A 14,335-nucleotide genomic window follows, 5' to 3' on the forward strand; every position below is an offset into this window, starting at 1 on the left:
GCCTTACCCCATAGGCCTTTGATCCCCGGCCGCCCGGCCGAGGGCAAAGCCGTCATGTCCTGAACCACCGATCACCGAGCCGTTACGAATGATCAGGAGAAATCATGCACCTCCAGCGACGACGACGTGGAATCCGCCTGAGCGCGGGCGCCGGCACGGCCGCCATGGCACTTCTCGCGGGGTGCAGCGGAGCAGGCGCCTCCTCTTCCGCGGGGGACGAGGCAGTGAACGTACTCATGGTGAACAACCCGCAGATGGTCGAACTGCAGAAGCTGACCGCGGACAACTTCACCAAAGAGACCGGCATCAAGGTCAACTTCACGGTGCTCCCGGAGAACGACGTCCGAGACAAGATCAGTCAGGACTTCTCCAACCAGGCGGGCCAGTACGACGTCGCCACCATCAGCAACTTCGAGGTGCCGTTCTATGCCAAGAACGGCTGGCTGCACGGGCTCGACGAGTACGCGAAGAAGGACACCGCCTTCGACCAGGACGACATCCTCGAGCCGCTGCGGAAATCGCTCACCGCGAAGGACGGAAAGCTCTACGCCGAGCCCTTCTACGGCGAGTCGTCCTTCCTCATGTACCGCAAGGACGTCTTCGCCGACAAGGGGCTGAAGATGCCGGCGCAGCCCACCTGGCAGCAGGTTGCCGACCTCGCTGCGAAGGCGGACGGCGCCGAGAGCGGGATGAAGGGCATCTGCCTGCGCGGACTCCCCGGCTGGGGCGAGGTTATCGCCCCGCTCACCACTGTCGTCAACACCATGGGCGGCACCTGGTTCACCGAGGACTGGGAGGCGAAGCTCACCTCCCCGGAGTTCAAGAAGGCCACCCAGTTCTACGTCGACCTGGTGCGGGAGCACGGTGAAGCGGGCGCGGCCCAGTCCGGATACGCCGAGTGCCTCAACAACATGACACAGGGCAAGACCGCTATGTGGTACGACGCCACGGCCGGAGCGGGCTCCCTGGAGGCGTCCGGGTCCCCGGTGAAGGGCAAGATCGGCTACGTACCGGCGCCGGTGGAGAAGACGGAGAGCTCCGGCTGGCTCTACACCTGGGCCTGGGGCATGCAGAAGGCATCCAAGAAGTCCGACAGCGCCTGGAAGTTCATCTCCTGGGCGTCCAGCAAGAAGTACGAGGCGCTGGTCGGCGAGAAGAGCGGCTGGGCCAATGTGCCCGCGGGCAAGCGGGCCTCCACCTACGCCAACCCGGAGTACCGCAAGGCCGCGGGCGCCTTCGCGGACATCACCGAGAAGGCCATCGCAAGCGCCAATCCGGAGAACCCCGGCACTCAGCCCCGCCCGGCGGCCGGAATCCAGTTCGTCGGCATCCCCGAGTTCACCGATCTGGGCACCAAGGTCTCGCAGGAGATCAGCGCGGCCATCGCCGGCCGCCAGTCCGTCGACCAGGCCCTGGCCAAGTCGCAGAAGCTGGCCGAGAAGGTCGGCAAGGAGCAGCAGTGAGTGCCTCCGTCACCACACAGCCGCCGTCCCCCACGGTCCGGTCGAAGCAGACGCGGCAGACGAAGCGGAGAAAGGGGGGAGTGCGGGCCTGGGCCACCCGGGCGCCGCTCCTGCCGGCCCTGGTCTTCCTGATCGCGGTCACCCAACTGCCGTTCATCGCGACGCTGGTGATCTCGCTCTTCGACTGGAACTCACTGAGCCCCGACGAGCGCAGCTTCGCCGGACTGTCCAACTACACCTCCGTGTTCACCGACGCGGAGCTGCGCGACTCGGTCTTCACCACCGTCCTGCTCACCGCGAGCGTCGTCATCGCGACCGTGGTGCTCGGTCTGGGGCTCGCCCTGCTCCTCGACCGCACCTTCTTCGGACGCGGCATGGTGCGCACCCTGCTCATCACGCCCTTCCTGATCGTCCCGGTCTCGGCCGCGCTGCTGTGGAAGCACGCGCTCTACAACCCGGAGTACGGGCTCCTCAACGGCGCCTGGACCTGGATCGCCGGGCTCTTCGGCGACGACACCCCCGCCCAGCCGGACTGGATATCCGGCATGCCGCTGATCGCGGTCGAGGCCGCCCTCGTGTGGCAGTGGACGCCGTTCATGATGCTGATCCTGCTCGCGGGACTGCAGAGCCGGCCCGCCGACATGATGGAGGCCGCGCACCTCGACGGAGCGAGCAGCTGGCAGTCCTTCCGCTACCTCACCCTGCCGCATCTGCGCCGCTACCTCGAACTGGGCGTCCTGCTCGGCTCCGTGTACATCGTCCAGAACTTCGACGCGGTGTTCACGATCACCTCCGGAGGCCTCGGCACCGCCAACCTCCCCTACACGATCTACCAGACCTTCTACCAAGCCCACGAGTACGGACTGGCGTCCGCCGCGGGAGTCGTCGTCGTGATCGGCACGATGATCATCGCGACGTTCGCGCTCCGGGTGGTCTCGTCCCTCTTCCGTGAGGAGGCGAACCGCGCATGACCGCTCACACCGCGCCCGCTCCGGCACCCGAACCCACGACGAAGGCAGCCCGCCCGGAGCCCCTGCCGCCCGCCGCGCGCCGGGCCAGGCGCCGCTCCACGGCGCTGGGCCTGCTGGCCTGGGTGGCAGGCATCGGGTTCTGTCTGCCGGCCGTGTGGATGCTGCTGACCTCACTGCACTCGGAAGCGGACGCGGCCACCAATCCGCCCTCCCTCGCCGCGCCGCTGACCCTGGCCGGCTACCGGGAGTTCTTCGGCGCGGGCGGCGGACCGAGCCCCTGGCCGTCCCTGATCAACTCCCTCACCGCGTCCGCGTTCTCCACCCTGCTGGTACTCGTCCTCGCCCTCCCCGCGGCCTACGCGCTCTCCATCCGGCGCGTACGCAAGTGGACGGACGTGATGTTCTTCTTCCTCTCCACCAAGATGCTGCCGGTGGTCGCCGGTCTGCTGCCCATCTACCTCTTCGCGAAGAACGCCGGGATGCTGGACAACATCTGGCTCCTCGTCCTCCTCTACACCTCGATGAATCTGCCGATCGCGGTGTGGATGATGCAGTCCTTCCTCGCGGACGTGCCGGTCTCGATCATCGAGGCCGCTCAGGTGGACGGCGCGCGGCTGCCCACGGTCCTGGCCCGGGTGGTCGCGCCGGTGGCCGCTCCGGGGATCGCCGCAACCGCGCTGATCTGCTTCATCTTCAGCTGGAACGAGCTGCTCTTCGCCCGGGTGCTCACCGGCGTCGTCGCCCAGACCGCACCCGTCTATCTGACCGGATTCGTCACCAGCCAGGGGCTCTTCCTCGCCCAGCTGTGCGCCGCGTCCGTCGTTGTGTCCCTGCCGGTCCTCGCCGCCGGCTACGCCGCCCAGGACAAGCTTGTCCAGGGCCTCTCTCTTGGAGCTGTTAAATGAGGGCAGCGATCGTCGAAGCCCCTGGCAAGGTCTCCGTCACGACGGTTCCCGACCCCACACCGGGACCGCGGGAGGTCGTCGTCTCCGTGGCCTCGTGCGGTCTGTGCGGCACTGATCTGCACATTCTCCAGGGCGAGTTCGCGCCGACCCTGCCGATCCTGCCCGGCCATGAGTTCGCCGGCGAGGTCGTGGGCATCGGAAGGGACGTCACCGAACTGGCCGTCGGTGACCGTGTCGCCGTCGACCCGTCCCTGCACTGCCACGAATGCCGCTACTGCCGGGCGGGACGCGGCAACCTCTGCGACCGCTGGGCCGCCATCGGCGTCACCGTGCCCGGCGGCGCGGCCGAGTTCGCCGTCGCGCCCGTCGCGAACTGCATACGGCTGCCCGACCACATCGACGTCAAGGACGCGGCGCTGATCGAGCCGCTGTCCTGCGCGGTCCGCGGATACGACGTCCTGAGCAGCAGCACCCTCGGGTCCAACGTGCTGATCTACGGCTCGGGGACCATGGGCCTGATGATGCTGGAGCTTGCCAAGCGCACCGGCGCTACGGGCGTGGACGTACTCGACATCAATCCGGACCGCCTCGCCACGGCCTCTCTGCTCGGCTGCTCCCGCTCGGCAGCCACCGCCGAGGAGCTGGACCAGCCGGGCGGCTGGGATTTCGTCATCGACGCGACCGGCAACGCCGGTGCCATCCAGGACGGTCTCGGACGGGTCGCCAAGGGAGGCACCTTCCTGCAGTTCGGGGTCGCCGACTATGCGACGACCGCGGTCATCGAGCCGTACCGGATCTACAACCAGGAGATCACCATCACCGGCTCCATGGCGGTGCTGCACAGCTACGAGCGGGCCGCCGCGCTCTTCGCCACCGGGGTGCTCGATCCGTCCGTCTTCATCAGCGACCGGCTGCCGCTGGAGCAGTACCCGCAGGCCATCGACCGGTTCAAGGCGGGACAGGGCCGCAAGATCGTGGTGGAGCCGTGAGCGGGTCCGATGCCGTAATGGTGCTCGGCGAGGCGCTCATCGATCTCGTCCCCGTGGCAGGTGACCCGGAGGTCCGGCGCGCACAGCCGGGCGGCGCCCCCGCCAATGTCGCGGTCGGCCTGGCCCGCCTCGGCAGGCCGGTCGCGTTCGCCGGAGCCCTCGGCGGCGACGGTTTCGCGCGGGCCATCGAGCGGCGGCTGGTGGACGCGGGCGTGGATCTCAGCCTCTGCGCCCGCTCCGACCTCCCCACGACGCTGGCCGTCGCCGACCCGGGGGAGGCGGGAACCGGCTACCACTTCCACCTCCAGTCCACCGCGACCTTCCGCTTCCCGGACCGGGCGGCCGACGTCGGCCGCTTCGGCGCGGTGTACGCAGGAGGCCTGGCCGCGGTCGTCGAACCGGCCGCGGAGGCCGTCGCCTCGACCGCGCAGGCGGCTGCCCGGCACTCGCTGCTGGTGGTGGACCCCAATGTGCGCGAGGACCGCACGCTCGACCCCCGCCGGGGCCTCGCGCTGCTACGCGAGCTGTGCGCGCTGGCCCATGTCGTCAAGGCCAGCGACGAGGACCTGGCGCGGCTCTGGCCGGACACCGACCCGGACCAGAGCTGCCGCCGGCTGGCCGCGGAGGGACGGCTGGTGGTGCTGACGCGCGGCGCGCGGGGCGCGGCCGCGTACACCCCTGACGGCCCGCCCGTGTCCGTACCGGCCGTACCGGTCGAGGTGGTCAACACGATCGGCGCCGGGGACGCGTTCATGGCGGGCGTCCTCGCCTGGCTCGGCACCACGGGAGGCTGGGAGCGCGCGCTGTCCCCGGAGCGTGCCGGGACCATGCTGGAGTACGCCTCGAGGGTCGCTGCGTCCGTGGTCACGCAGACCGGCACGGAGCCCTCGGCGCCTGCCCACGCCTGACCGGGCCTGCCCCCGCCGGATCCCGTCCGGCGGGGCGGGTGTGGTCCCGGTCTCGCCGGTGCGCCGCGTGTGGGTGGGCCGCGTTCAGACGGCTGCGGCCACGACCTCCTTGGTCCTCACCACCGTCGCGAAGCCTCCGCCGTGCAGTGACACGGCCGACGCCTGCGCCAATTCGTCCGCGGACCGCCGCCAGCCGAACGGCCCCTCGAGATCGAATGTGTACGTCGCGTCCAGCGCGAAGAGCACCTCGTACCCAAGGTTTCCACCCATCCGTGCCGTCGTCTCCGCGCACATATTGGTCTGGATCCCGGCCACCACGAACTGCGAGATGCCCTCAGCCCTGAACCACGCGTCCAGGTCCGGTGTCCCGTAGAAGGCCGAGTTCACGGTCTTCGTCACGAACAGCTCCGCCGCGGCCCCCTTTCCTCGCCGCTGCTCGACGTACTCCTTGAAACCGTTCCCCTCGTGCCCCTGTCGCAGCGGCGAGTCCGGCTTCGACGAGTCGTGCCGGACGAAGACGACCGGCCGCCCCGTGGCCTGCCATGCGTCGATGAGCGAGGCGATGTTCTCGTCAGCCTCGGGATTGTTCCGCCCGCCCCAGAAGTCCAGCTCATCGAAGCCCTTCTGTACGTCCACCACGACCAGTGCTGCGTTCTCTGCGATCTCCATACCTACGATGCTGCCGCCCCGGTCGACCCGGCCCCAGAGGGGCTCAAGTCAGCGATCGATGGTTTACTGCCATCGTGGCAGCCGACCCCGTCCCGTACCGTGTAGCCCTTGTCAGCTTCCCGGGCGTCCGAGCCTTCGACGTCTCCGTCATCACCGAGGTCTGGGGCACGGATCGCACCGACCGCGGCGTCCCCGCCTTCGACCTGCGCCGCGTCGCCGCCGACACCACGCCCGTCCCCATGCGCGGCGGTCTCAGCCTCGCCCCCGACCGCTCCCTCGCCTGGCTGTCCCGTGCCGACCTGATCCTGGTCCCCGGCCTGGACGACCACCTCACCTCCGCACCGGAACCGGTACTCGAGGCCCTACGCCGCGCACACATCCGAGGCACCACCATCGCCGCCCTGTGCGGCGGCGCCTTCACCCTCGCCCAGGCCGGCCTCCTCGACGGCCGCCGCGCGGTCACACACTGGAACCTCGCCGATCTGCTCCGCGCCCATCACCCCCGCGTCACCGTCGAACCCGACGCCCTCTTCATCGAGGACAGCAACATCTGGACCGCCGCCGGTACGGCCGCCGGCATCGACCTGTGCCTGCACCTGGTACGCACGGCTCACGGCGCGGAGGCGGCGGCGGCGATCGCCCGCTCGATGGTCACGGCCCCCTTCCGCACCGGAACCCAGGCTCAGTTCATCGAGCACCCCACCCCGCGCACCGACCGCGACGCCGACGCCCTCGCCTCCGTGCGCGAGTACGCCCTCCACCACCTGCACGAACCGCTCGCCGTCGCTGACCTCGCAGCCCACGCGGGCATGTCGGCACGTTCCTTCGCCCGTCACTTCGCCGCGGCCACCGGCACGACGCCCCTGCGATGGCTCCTGGACCAGCGCATCGCAGCCGCCCAGAAGCTCCTCGAACACACCGACCTGCCCATGCCCGAGGTCGCCCGCCGTACGGGCTTCGGCAGCGAGATCACGATGCGCCAGCACTTCGCCTCACGCCTCGCCACCAATCCCCGCGCCTACCGCGCCTCGTTCGCCGCTCATGCGTCCGGATCTTCCGAGTCAGGAATGACCCGGAACCGCTGAGCAAGTCCGGGCCGCGCGTCGGTGAGCTCGAACAGCTTGTCCCGATGCGCGTGCAGACACGCAAAGAAGTCGCGGAAATGTGCGGCGAAAGCGAACGATTCCTGCTGGACATCGGATTGCAGCAGACTCACCTCCGACGGCGGTCTTGGGGGAGCGATACTCGCGCTCTGGATCAGCACGAAGGATCACGCCAAGACCGCCGTCTCCGCACACCGAACTCCCGGCCGAGTGACACCGTTCGGGACGTTGTTCGAGGTCAGACCGTAAAGAACAAGCCTACGTGCTCATACAGAGAGCCGCTCAACACCAGCCGCTGCAGGCATTGGCGAACCGCTTGAACGCGGCCTGGGTCCCCGATCCGGCGATTCCGTCGATCGCGCCGGTGTAGCCCCAGCTGTCCTTCAGCAGGCGTTGCAACGCCTTGACCGTGCCGCTTCCGACGATTCCGTCGATCGCGCCGGTGTAGCCCCAGTACGCCCTGAGGTTGCGCTGGAACGCCTTCCAGCTATTGGTGCCCAGCTGACCGTCGAGCGCGCCGGTGTAGCCCCAGTTCGCCTTCAGCCAGCACTGGACGTACCTGGCCTGCGTAGTACTCAGGCCGAGGTTGACCACCGCGAGCGGGGCGACAGCCTCGGAGCTCGCCGCCGGCTTCGAGGTCGGCGCGGACGCCGCGAAGCTGGCGCCCGCACTCGTCAGGCTCCCGGCGGCAATCCCGACGACGGCAATGACACTGACGAGTGTCCTCGTCAAAACATTCGGTCGCATTCGTTCCCCCTTCGGGTCGAAGGGCGACACCTGACGAGGCTGGCGCGCTAATTGTCGGTCGCGTCGGTGTCACCCTTTCTTGGTGCGCGCAGAAGCGACCATGGTCGTGGCAGACCCGACCGCGTCAACGCGGTACGGACAGAAGCTACCTCTCGGCGAATTGGCTGTCGTCGCCCCCGGCGCTGACGTTCACTCATCCAGGAGTTGACATCCGTCTCCATCAACCGCAGTAGTGGCAACGGATGTACAACTTCTGCGGTATTCAGCTCAGTCGGCAGTGAGAACTGGCCAATAAAGGCCGCGACATGGAGCGAGGCACCGGGAAACGATCAACGCCCGAGTAGGAATTCATCGGCGGCAGCCGCACTTCCACCAATCCGATACCGATCCGCGCACGACGCGGCCCGTCCCCCCCCGCCTCTGGAGGGACGGGCCGCGTCCGGTCTCAGCTTCGGCGGCGTCGCGGTCGGGGCGGTGAACGCGGATCAGGACTTGGGCTGGGGATTACGAGTATGTCGACGCCCGATCAAGCCGCCCTGCGTGCCCTGCGCGTCGCCGCGCGGATGATGTCCGCGTACCTGTGCCCGCTGCCCTTGATGGTCCGCCGCTGCGTCGCGTAGTCGACATGCACCAGGCCGAACCGCTTGTCATAGCCGTACGCCCACTCGAAGTTGTCCATCAGCGACCAGGCGAAGTACCCGGCGACCGGTGCGCCCCGGCGGGCTGCCCGCCCGCACGCAGCCAGATGCTCCTCCAGGTACCGCACCCGCTCAGGGTCGTCGACGGTGCCGTCAGCACGTACGACGTCCGGATAGGCCGAGCCGTTCTCGGTGACGTAGATGCGCTGGGTGCCGTACTCCTCGGTCAGCCGCAGCAGTAGCTGCTCCAGGCCGTCCGCGTACACCTCCCAGTCCATGGCCGTGTGCCGGGCCCCCGGCAGATAGATCTGCTGGGCGTACGGGACAGAGCCGGTCGGGTCGGCCGTGACGATCTGGCGGAAGTAGTAGTTCAGCCCCAGCCAGTCCAGCGGGGCCGCGATCGTCGCCAAGTCCCCGGCGTACTCGGGCAGTTGGACGCCGTACAGCTCCAGCATGTCCTGCGGATAGCCCCGCCCGTGGATCGGGTCGAGCCACCAGCGGTTGGTGTGGCCGTCGGCCCTTAGCGCGGCGTCGACGTCCTCCTCGCGTTCGCTCGCCGGCTCGATCGGGCTCAGGTTGTTGACGATCCCGACGCGGGCGTCCGACGATGCCGCGCGGATCGCCTGCACGGCGAGACCGTGGCCGAGGTGCAGATGGTACGAGGCGTGCACGGCCGCCCCGAGATCGGTCAGCCCCGGAGCCATCTTCCCTTCCAGATGGCCGATCCACGCGGAGCACAGCGGCTCGTTGAGGGTCGCCCAGTCCTTGACCCGGTCGCCGAGCCGCTCGGTGACGACCGAGGCGTACGCGGCGAAGTGCTCCGCAGTCTCGCGGGACGTCCAGCCGCCCCGGTCCTGGAGCGCCTGCGGGAGGTCCCAGTGGTAGAGAGTGGCGAACGGAGTGATGCCCGCTTCGAGCAGGCCGTCCACCAGCCGGTCGTAGAAGGAGAGTCCGGCCTTGTTCACCGGTCCGTCGCCGCCCGGCGCGACCCGCGGCCAGGCGATCGAGAACCGGTAGGCGTCGACGCCGAGTTGCTTCATCAGCCCGATGTCCTCGGGCCAGCGGTGGTAGTGGTCGCAGGCCACATCGCCGTTGTCGCCGCCCGCGACGGCGCCCGACGTGTGGGAGAAGGTGTCCCAGATCGACGGGGAGCGGCCGTCCTCGGCCACGGCTCCCTCGATCTGGTAGGCGGCGGTGGCGACACCCCAAGTGAAGTCGGCCGGGAGGGCGTTGAGGTCGTTCACGGACATCCTTTCTGATGGGGACACGTGCGTCACTTGACGGCGCCCGCGGTGAGGCCCGCGACGAGATAGCGCTGGAGAAGCAGGAACCCGGCGACCACAGGCACGCTGACGACCAGCGAGGCGGCCATGACCTGGTTCCAGTAGACGTCGTTCTGGGTGGCGTAGCCCTGGAGCCCGACGGAGAGCGTGCGGGTGGTGTCGTTCGTCATCACGGAGGCGAACAGGACCTCCCCCCAGGCCGTCATGAACGCGTAGACGGCCACGGCGACGATGCCGGGGACGGCGGCCGGCACGACGACCCGGAAGAGCGCGCCGAGCGCCCCGCAGCCGTCCACCATGGCGGCCTCGTCCAGGTCCCGCGGGATGGAGTCGAAGTAGCCGATCAGCATCCAGATGGAGAAGGGGAGCGAGAACGTCAGATAGGTGAGGATCAGCCCGCCGCGCGAGCCGTACAGGGCGATGCCGGTGCTGTTGCCGATATTGACAAAGATCAGGAACAGCGGGAGGAGGAAAAGGATGCCGGGGAACATCTGTGTGGAGAGCACCGTGACGGTGAAGACCCGCCTTCCGCGGAACCGGTAGCGGCTCACGGCGTACGCGGCGAACACCGCGATCACCACGGACAGCACGGTCGCCGCGCCCGCCACGATCAGCGAGTTGAGGAAGTAGCGGGCCAGCGGCACGGTGTCCCAGATGTCGATGTATGGCCGGACGGTGAGCCCGGACGGGATCCACTGGAACTTCCCCGACACGTCCTGGAGCGGCTTGAGCGAGCTGCTGAGCATCACATAGACGGGCAGCAGGGCGAAGGCCGTAAGGAAAGTGAGGACGATACGGCGCGTCCAGCGGAAGGACCGCGGCGGTGCGGTCGGCGAGCTCGGCGGCCTAGGCATCGGCGGCCTTCCTTCCCCGGGACGTGAGCAGCAGATAGACGGCCGTGACCAGCAGCAGGAAGAGCAGCAGCAGGACGGACATCGCTGAGCCCGAACCGAAGTTCCAGGTGACGAACGACGACTGGTAGATATGGATCGAGATCAGGTCGGCGGCCTCCGGCGCCGCCCTCCCGAACAGCACATACGGCGTGTTGAAGTCGTTGAACGTCCACAGGAACAGGACCAGCACCAGCACTTGGTTGACCGGGCGCAGCGACGGCAGGGCGATCTTGCGGATCTGTTGCCAGATGCCCGCACCGTCGATGGCCGCCGCTTCGTACAGCTCGCGCGGGATGTTCTGCAGCCCCGCCATGATGATGAGGAAGGCGAACGGCCAGGACTTCCAGACCGCCACCACGACCAGCGCGATGAAGCTGTTGTCGCCGATCAGCCAGAATGACGGCTCGTCGGTGAGGCCGAGCTGGTCGTGCAGGACGTGATTGATCAGGCCGTTGTCGCGCTGGAACATGAAGGCCCAGGTGATGACGGCGGCGTACACCGGCAGTGCGTACGGAGTGAGGAAGACGGCCCGCAGGAAGCCTCGGCCGCGGAAGTTCTCCTGCATCATGATCGCCGCGGCGACGCCGAACAGCCAGCACAGGCCGACGGCGAGCACCGTGAACAGGCAGGTGACATAGAAGGAGTGGAGCAGCGCCTGGCCGATCGGGGCGTCGAAGTCGACGGCGACCCGGTAGTTGTCGAACGCCGCCCACGGCGCCTCGCCCCAGTTGCGGATGTAGAACTGGGTGAGCTGACGGAAGCTCATCGTGATGCCGATGACCATCGGGATCAGATGGACGAGCAGTTCGAGCACGATGGCGGGCAGCAGCAGGAGATAGGGCAGGCCGCCGTGGCGGATCCGGTCCGGGATGCGCGGCAGCCTTCTGCGCGCATCCCTGCCCACGCTCTCACCGCTGCCCGCCCGGTCCGTGCGGCCCGGAGTCACGGTGGTGGTCATCGCGCCGGCCTCACTGCTGCATCTGCTGCTGGGCCTTGGCCAGCCGGTCCTTGACGGACTCGGTCGTCACCGGGCGTCCTGCCGCGGCATCGGCCCACAGCTCCTTGACCGCGGTGCCGACGGCCGTCTCGAACTGCGATTCGGTGGGCACCTGGGGGAGGGGCGCCGCGCTGGTGGCCAGCGTGTCGCGCAGGACCTTCAGATCGGGTGCGGAGAACGCCGGGTCCTGCTGCGCGGCCGTGACCGGCGGGATCGATCCGTACGTCTTGTTGAGCAGCTTCTGTTCCGCGTCGCTCGTCATGAACTTCACGAACTTCTTCGCGCCGTCGATGTTCTTGGTGTTCTTGAACACGGCCATATTGATGCCGGCCACCATGGAGTTGGTGTTCTGTCCGGTGCCGGGAGCGCCGGCCGGGACCGGCACGGGCGCGACCCCCCAGTCCGCGGGCTTCATGCCCTGGGCGGCGAAGGTCGAGGCGGCGGCCTGCCACAGCACCATGGCAGTCTTGCCGCGCGCGAAGTCCTGGAGGGACTGGTTCTGGGCGTACTCCGCGTTGCCCGGCGCGACGATCTTGTCCTTGGCCATGAAGTCGACGTACTGCTTCACCGCGGCGACCGCGCCGTCCGAGGTGAAGGTGGGCTTGCCGGAGGAGTCGAAGAAGTCCGCGCCGTGCTGCTTGCCGAGGACGAAGACCTGGTGGATGTTGTTGGCGAGGTTGCCGCCCTCGGCGCCCAGCGCCCACTTCCCGTCCTTGGAGATCTTCTTACCGTCGGCGACCAGCTGGTCCCAGGTGGCAGGCGGCTGGGAGATCCCCGCATCGGCGAACATCTTCTTGTTGTAGTAGAGCGCGTACGCCAGCGAGTACAGCGGCACGGCCGCGGGGTCCTTGCCCTCGGCCCCGGCCGATGCCACAGCCGACGCGACGAAGCGGTCCCGACCGCCGATCGCGTCGAAGTTCTTCTGGTCCCAGGGCAGCAGCGCACCGGTCGCCTGGAGCGAGGCGGACCAGGTGTTGCCTATGTTGAGGACGTCGGGGCCCTGCCCGGACGTCGTGGCGGCCAGGATCCGGTTGAGCAGATCGGACCATGGGATCACCTCGAGCTTGACCTTGATGCCCGTCTGCTCCTCGAACTTCTTGAGCTCGGGTGTGAGGATCTTCTTGTCGGCCTCGACGCTGGGGCCCTGATTGGAGGCCCAGTACGTGAGCGTCCTGGGCGACTCGTTGCTGCCGCCCCCATCGGTGGAGGTGCCGCCGCCACAGCCGGTGACGGCGGCGAGCGCGGTGACGACGGTGACAGCGAGTGCGGCTCTGGTGCGCATGAGAGGTGGCCCCTTTCCCGGGGTGGCTGCGTTCGGTTCCCGAACGGCCTCCATGACTTAATTTATGCCGTGATTTAAGAGGTGAAAGAAGGTCGCGTCAAGGTCTGCGACCGGGGTATGTTGCGTCCAGGAAAGGAGCACCATGGCGGAGCGCAACAGACGGACAGTGCGTGACCTGCGGCGCGGGAACCGCGCCAGGGTTCTGCAACGGTTGTATTTCGACGGCCCGTTGAGCCGCCAGGAGCTCGGACCGGCCACCGGGCTGAGTTCAGGCTCTATCAGCAACGTCGTCTCGGAACTCGTCACCGAGGGCGTACTGGAAGAAGCCGGAATGGTCGACTCCGAGGGCGGCCGCCCACGCACCCTGCTGCGCGTCAAACCCACCAGCGGCCTGCTGATCGGCATCGACATCGGCGAGACCCGGGTACGCGTCGAGCTCTTCGACCTCTCGCTCACCGAACTCGGCCGCACCGAACACCTCTTGGCCCAGCACGGCTACGACGTCGAACACGTCGTCGCCCATGTCCGCACCGGCGTCGCCGACGTCCTGCGGGACGCGAACGCCGACGCCGCGAGCCTGCTCGGCATCGGGATCGGCGTCCCCGGCATCATCGAGCAGGACCCGTCGGACGGCGCGATCGTGCACGGCCAGACGATCGGCTGGAGCGCCGTGCCGTTCGAGACACTGGTCCGCGACTCCATCGAACTGCCCCCACAAGTCCCGCTGTTCATCGACAACGGCGCCAAGACACTCGGCCAGGCCGAGATGTGGTTCGGGGGCGGCCGCGGCGCCCGCGAGGCCGCCGTCGCCCTGATCGGCTCAGGAGTCGGCGCCTGTGTCGTGCACGCCGCCACCCCCGACGAGAACGCCCGCAGCAGCGCCCTCGAATGGGGACATACGACGGTACGTATCCGGGGCCGGCGCTGCCGTTGCGGCTCGCCGGGCTGTCTTGAGGCGTACGCCGGCGCGGAAGCGCTGCGCGAACGCTGGCAGGAGGCGGGCGGACCGCTTCCCGCCGACGCCGACGACGAAACCGCGCTGGCCGCGCTGCTGGCGGCGGCCTTTCCCGGCCCGGGAGGACCCGAGCCCGACCCCGTCGCGCTCTCCCTCCTCGACGACACCGCCGAGTACCTGGGCGCGGCCGTCGCCGACCTGATCAATCTCTTCCACCCCGAACGTATCCTCATCGGCGGCTGGGCCGGACTGCTCATCGGCCCCCATCTGCTCCCCGAAGTACGCCGGTACGCAGGGGAGTACGCCCTGCGTCACGCCGCCGCCCGCACCACCATCGAGCTGGGAAAGCTCGGCCCGGACGCGGTCACCGTCGGCGCGGCGACCCTGCCGCTGGCCGACTTCCTGGCCCGCGGCGGCAGCCGGCCCCCGGCTGCCGACCCGGTGCGCCCTGCCGCCTCTGTGCGCCACGCCTGAACCCTTGTCATGGTCCGGGCCAAGCACCTAAGTTGACCGCTTGCGACGTGACCTATGT

The 14,335-nt window shown here is 68.6% G+C and carries 13 protein-coding genes; 7 read left to right on the top strand and 6 right to left on the bottom strand.

Annotation, left to right across the window (positions count from 1 at the left end):
• Window positions 1-104: 104 nt before the first annotated feature.
• Genes ACZ3H8_RS04730 through ACZ3H8_RS04750 form a run of 5 tightly spaced genes read left to right on the top strand, consistent with a single transcriptional unit; the run spans window position 105 to window position 5,236 of the window.
• Window positions 105-1,463 (top strand): ABC transporter substrate-binding protein, encoded by a 1,359-nt coding sequence (locus ACZ3H8_RS04730; protein WP_467397332.1) that lies wholly within the window; start codon window positions 105-107, stop codon window positions 1,461-1,463.
• The gene (locus tag ACZ3H8_RS04735; protein ID WP_467397335.1) at window positions 1,460-2,434 is read left to right on the top strand and encodes a carbohydrate ABC transporter permease; all 975 of its coding nucleotides are present in this window, start codon (window positions 1,460-1,462) and stop codon (window positions 2,432-2,434) included. The genes ACZ3H8_RS04730 and ACZ3H8_RS04735 overlap by 4 nt, the downstream gene beginning before the upstream one ends.
• The gene (locus ACZ3H8_RS04740; protein ID WP_467397337.1) at window positions 2,431-3,339 is read left to right on the top strand and encodes a carbohydrate ABC transporter permease; all 909 of its coding nucleotides are present in this window, start codon (window positions 2,431-2,433) and stop codon (window positions 3,337-3,339) included. Before ACZ3H8_RS04735 ends, ACZ3H8_RS04740 begins: the two co-directional genes overlap by 4 nt.
• Complete coding sequence (locus ACZ3H8_RS04745) at window positions 3,336-4,328, top strand: zinc-dependent alcohol dehydrogenase family protein (protein ID WP_467397340.1); 993 nt, start codon at window positions 3,336-3,338, stop codon at window positions 4,326-4,328. Before ACZ3H8_RS04740 ends, ACZ3H8_RS04745 begins: the two co-directional genes overlap by 4 nt.
• Before the next feature lie 17 nt (window positions 4,329-4,345).
• Window positions 4,346-5,236 (top strand): PfkB family carbohydrate kinase, encoded by an 891-nt coding sequence (locus tag ACZ3H8_RS04750; protein WP_467397965.1) that lies wholly within the window; start codon window positions 4,346-4,348, stop codon window positions 5,234-5,236.
• Between the two features lie 84 nt (window positions 5,237-5,320).
• On the opposite strand, the gene ACZ3H8_RS04755 is transcribed toward ACZ3H8_RS04750, so the two are convergent.
• Entirely contained in the window at window positions 5,321-5,905 is a 585-nt protein-coding gene (locus ACZ3H8_RS04755; RefSeq protein ID WP_467397342.1) for a cysteine hydrolase family protein, read from the bottom strand.
• Between the two features lie 74 nt (window positions 5,906-5,979).
• Here ACZ3H8_RS04755 and ACZ3H8_RS04760 point away from each other — a divergent pair, with 74 nt between their 5' ends.
• On the top strand, window positions 5,980-6,990 hold the full coding sequence (locus ACZ3H8_RS04760) for a GlxA family transcriptional regulator (protein ID WP_467397345.1): 1,011 nt from the start codon (window positions 5,980-5,982) through the stop codon (window positions 6,988-6,990).
• 300 nt (window positions 6,991-7,290) lie between these two features.
• On the opposite strand, the gene ACZ3H8_RS04765 is transcribed toward ACZ3H8_RS04760, so the two are convergent.
• From ACZ3H8_RS04765 to ACZ3H8_RS04785, 5 genes are all read right to left on the bottom strand, one after another.
• A complete protein-coding gene (locus ACZ3H8_RS04765; RefSeq protein WP_467397347.1) occupies window positions 7,291-7,755 on the bottom strand; it encodes a peptidoglycan-binding domain-containing protein in 465 nt (154 codons plus the stop codon).
• A gap of 526 nt (window positions 7,756-8,281) precedes the next feature.
• A complete protein-coding gene (locus tag ACZ3H8_RS04770) occupies window positions 8,282-9,637 on the bottom strand; it encodes a GH1 family beta-glucosidase (protein WP_467397350.1) in 1,356 nt (451 codons plus the stop codon).
• Between the two features lie 29 nt (window positions 9,638-9,666).
• Complete coding sequence (locus ACZ3H8_RS04775) at window positions 9,667-10,530, bottom strand: carbohydrate ABC transporter permease (protein WP_398982643.1); 864 nt, start codon at window positions 10,528-10,530, stop codon at window positions 9,667-9,669.
• Window positions 10,523-11,527 carry a carbohydrate ABC transporter permease gene (locus tag ACZ3H8_RS04780; protein ID WP_467397352.1) on the bottom strand — a complete coding sequence of 335 codons (1,005 nt, stop codon included), beginning with the start codon at window positions 11,525-11,527 and terminating at the stop codon, window positions 10,523-10,525. The genes ACZ3H8_RS04775 and ACZ3H8_RS04780 overlap by 8 nt, the downstream gene beginning before the upstream one ends.
• Window positions 11,528-11,537: 10 nt before the next feature.
• Window positions 11,538-12,848, bottom strand: a complete 1,311-nt coding sequence (locus ACZ3H8_RS04785) for an extracellular solute-binding protein (RefSeq protein ID WP_467397355.1) — start codon at window positions 12,846-12,848, stop codon at window positions 11,538-11,540.
• A 142-nt stretch (window positions 12,849-12,990) separates the two neighbouring features.
• Between ACZ3H8_RS04785 and ACZ3H8_RS04790 the strand changes: the two genes are divergently transcribed.
• Window positions 12,991-14,277, top strand: coding sequence for an ROK family transcriptional regulator (locus ACZ3H8_RS04790; protein ID WP_467397357.1), 1,287 nt, complete (start codon window positions 12,991-12,993; stop codon window positions 14,275-14,277).
• Window positions 14,278-14,335: the final 58 nt, after the last annotated feature.

The organism is Streptomyces sp. NPDC002868 (genome assembly GCF_055563295.1).